Annotated in this window: 2 protein-coding genes; both read left to right on the top strand. The window is 70.1% G+C overall.

Annotated elements, in window-relative coordinates:
• The first annotated feature begins 582 nt into the window (after positions 1–582).
• Entirely contained in the window at positions 583–2,190 is a 1,608-nt protein-coding gene (locus ACWGI8_RS41075; protein ID WP_453668556.1) for a type VII secretion protein EccE, read from the top strand.
• A 110-nt stretch (positions 2,191–2,300) separates the two neighbouring features.
• Positions 2,301–3,877, top strand: a 1,577-nt coding sequence (locus ACWGI8_RS41080; RefSeq protein ID WP_453668557.1) for a hypothetical protein, incomplete at its 3' end; no start/stop codon positions are given.

Here is a 3,877-nt window from a genome sequence, read left to right on the forward strand (position 1 = left end):
CTCACCACCGTTGGCCACGCCATTCTCAGCGGCCGGAACGGCATCTCAGGGTGCCAGCAGCAGCTTTTCAGCCATGTGCCTCAAACTCACCGATAGCCCTTGCGGCGCGATCGTTCCCGCCGACCGATCGGTGCGACACAAAGACAACGCAGCCGCGGTGAACGTCCTCCCGCCAGGCCGCGTAGACAGCAGAGAACGCCCGTGCCCGCGCGCCGCACCTGGCAAAGCACTGATGGAGGATCGCTCATGGCTCCCACAGATACACCCCGCGGTCCTTCTCATGAGGCGGGTGTCGTGCCATGCATAGCCTGGGGAGTCGATCAACGCCGCATCGCCTGGTGGTCACTGTCCGCCGCCACCGCTGGGGCCGCGGCCTTGCACGGAGGGAGCGGAGGCTGGACGGCCGCTGGTGTGGCGGCGGGGTCAATGCTCACCACCACCCTCTCGTGCCGGGGCCGATTCGTCGACCAGTGGTTGCGGCGATCTTTCGCCACGGACGAGGCGGACGCAATGGGAGTCACGAATTCCCCAAGCCACTCCAGCCAGTCCCGTGAGAACAGCAGTGCGAGACTGCCGACTACCGTGAGCGGCACCGCGCTGGCCCTGCTGCGGCGGACGCTGCTGCCGTCACTCACGATTCGCTCCGTCGGAACCGTCGAGCGATCCGTCGGCATCGCCGACGACGGGCACGGGTGGTCCGTCGCGATCGCCGTGGACTCGGGGGAGCACGGCACTCTCGCCGAACAGCACTCCCCCGTGATCCCACTCGACCTCCTGGAACAACTGCTGGAGCAACCACAGGAGTCCAGGTGCCCCGGACAGCACACCGTGGAACCGGTCGCCGCAGCGGCTTCCGCACGGCTGACGTCAGTGCAGATCCTGACCTGCACCCCCTCGGCGACCGCCGACGTGTCCGGCCCACCCGGCGTCCCTGCCGGGTCTGCGTTCCGGCGGCCCGCTCCGGTGCGGCACAGCTGGCTCGTTCTACGTCTGGAACCTTTCACTGCACAGCTGCGCGGTGCCGTGAGCGGCCCGGGAGGGGCCGCCCACGCACTTCGCAAGCGGGCCCGCTGGACCGTCGAGAGGTTGACCGAACGCGGGCTGCAAGCCCGGGTGCTGAGCGCCGAACAGTACTGGGAAGCCCTGGCCTTGGCAGCCGGCTCCGCGGAACGAACCGGTGGGCGGCCAGGAACCAGGACCCAGAACTCCACCGGCAGTCGAACGTCGGGCATGAGGCACAATTCCTGGCACAACGCCGGTCTCATCCACCGTACGTACGCGGTGAATCGCTGGGCCGAGGGTGCGCTGTCCGCGCTTGATCTGCCACAGACCGGCGCAGCTCTCAGCGTCACGCTGACCGGCAGACCCGGCCGCGGCGTGATCGCCCACACTCTGCTGCGGACCTCCGGCCCAGCCTCCGACGAACGCCCGACGGCAGCGGTGATCAGCGCAGCCCGCCGCCTCGGCGCCCAGCTGACTCCCTTGCGCGGAGCCCAGTTGCCCGGCACGCTCGCCACGCTCCCGTTCGGCCGCACCTTCCCCCTCCGCGCCGGCTGGCCGCGAGGACACAGGCTGAGCAATCTCGCCTCGGCACCGCCCGCCCTACCCGTCGGAGGAACCGACCTTCTCGTCGGCACAGGCCCGAAGTCCGAGCCGGTGGCCATTCCGCTCGCGAGAGCCACCGCAGCCGAGCCGCTGCGGGCAGCCCTGCTGTGCGGCTCGGGCACGGCCGCCACGTTGCTCGCCACGGCGCTGGGCAGTGGAATGCGGGTGCGGATCACCTCTGTACGTCCGGATGCATGGGCAGCGCTCAAGGAACGGGCACCCCGCCAGGTGATCGTCGCCGCCCCCGGACAGAACGGTCCGGCCCCCGATCCGCGGCTGTGGCTGCGGCTCGATGACGGTGGATCACTCGGGCGGGGGTCAACACCGGGCGGAGCCTCGGCAGGATCCGGATACGCGGCGGCATTCGACCTGCTCGCGCCCAGCGCGGTGGATCTTGGCACGGACTGGTCCTGTTACAGATCCGTGCTGACGGCGCGGCTCGCGCGTCCCACCGCACGCGCGCTCGTGGCGGCTTTCGGGATGGGCCCTGAGCAGGCCGAACGCATTCCGGCGCTGCCTGAAGGCGTCGTCGCCGTTATCGACCGCCACGGCGTGCGCTACGCGCGCACCCACCCGACGCGCTGAGCCGGCAGCTGTGACGGTTTGTCAACCATCGTGCACCGAAAGGGAGGGAATCCACCGTGGAGAAACCTGCAGAACCACGGGGCAGCGCTCCAGCCGTACCCCCAATCGGGGTGCAGGCGGGGCAGATCGGCCTGGTGCCCCGATGGCACGACGCGCTGCAGCAGGCGCAGCGTGGCCTGCCCACAGGTTGGAAGGCGCATCGCATACCGGCCGGACTGTGGCTGTCCAGTGGACACGGCACGGCCAGCCAGGCCGTCGCTGCGGCGCGGCTGGCGCCCGATCCTGAGCGGCCTGCCCTGGTGCTGGATGTGCCAGCAGATTCCCCTGCTGCTGCACTCGGCATCGCCTGCATAGCACGGCTGCTGCCGACGGTGGATGGGGTCAGGCCGGTGCGACTGCTGCTGCCTCGAGGTGAGCCCGCTGCACTTGAACTCCCGCTAATCGAAGGGAAACTGGATGCCGTCGTGGGCATCGGTGCCCCGACGGGCGTGCCGGGCCGACCCGTCGCACTATGGGCCACCGGCGCCGAAGGCATCGGTGGCTGGGTTCCCTGGACACGCATCCGGCCGGAACATCCAGCCGAGCCACTGGGCCTGCTGTACCCCTCACCCGTCTGGGAGCGGACACTGCTCGCGAGCGGCGTACCAGCGCCGCTGCCCGGCACAGCGACGACCCGCGTACCGGCTGGACTGCTGCTGACCAGGGTGCACGGCACGGGGGAAGTGCGAAGCGGAGCGCTTTCGGCGGCGCTTGTCGGCCTGCCTGCCGAAGCGGAGCGGATGGCGCTCATCGTCGATGCGGAGCAGTACGACCATCTACTTCTGGCCGCCATCGACCGGGTGCTGGGAAATCTCGACAGAGCGGCGGTGAAAGTGGTGCGGGTGGTGTGGCCCAATGCAGGCACCGGCCGTACGGGATCAGCACTCGCCGAGCTGGCGGCCTGGCACCGCGTCTCTCTGCTGGCCCCGGACGGCAGACTCCTTCCCATTGCGACTCCGGGGGGTCCCCCGACCCTGGCGGTGGCCAGATCGGCGTTCGACGAATCGGCGCTTATGCAGCGAGGTGCCGGGCACCCGGCTCCGGACCAGCGGTTTGAACGTACCCCACTGTTGCTTCCGGGTGGCTGGAGGTGCCCGGTGATCGCAGGGCGCGGGACAGTGAGCGGGCCTACCGCGAGCACAGCGAGCGGACCGCTCCTGCCCGCACCACCGTGGGAGGGTGCGGTGCGGCACAGTGTGGCAGAGGCTGCGGCGGCGGGCCTCACCGTACGCCGGGCCTTGTACGGCATCGATGTGGCCGGACCCGATGGAGTTTTCCGCTCGCCGACGCCCGCGCTGCCGGACCCGCTGAGGCCAATCCTGAGCTGGGGCGGTAATGGTGTGTGGGAGGGCGGTGGGGAGATAGGTCTGACCTCGGTGGTGCGGTCGCTCCGGCGCGGTGGCGTGCGGAGCATACGGCTGTTGGTCCGCACCGGCACGGTGAACTGGCTGCCGCACGGAGGGGAGCTGGCGAACGCGGCCGGGGTGGAGGTGGTGCTGGAGCAACAACAGGGTGCACAGGAACGGCCGAAGGTGGCCCTCATCAGCCCCGTCGTCGCACGGCGGGTCCTGCGCTCACCAACGCCGGCGCCTGCGAATGAGCCAGCCGCCGCCCCCGAACTCGTGCCCGTAACCGCTGTGGCGACAAA

Source organism: Streptomyces sp. NPDC054841 (assembly GCF_053611045.1).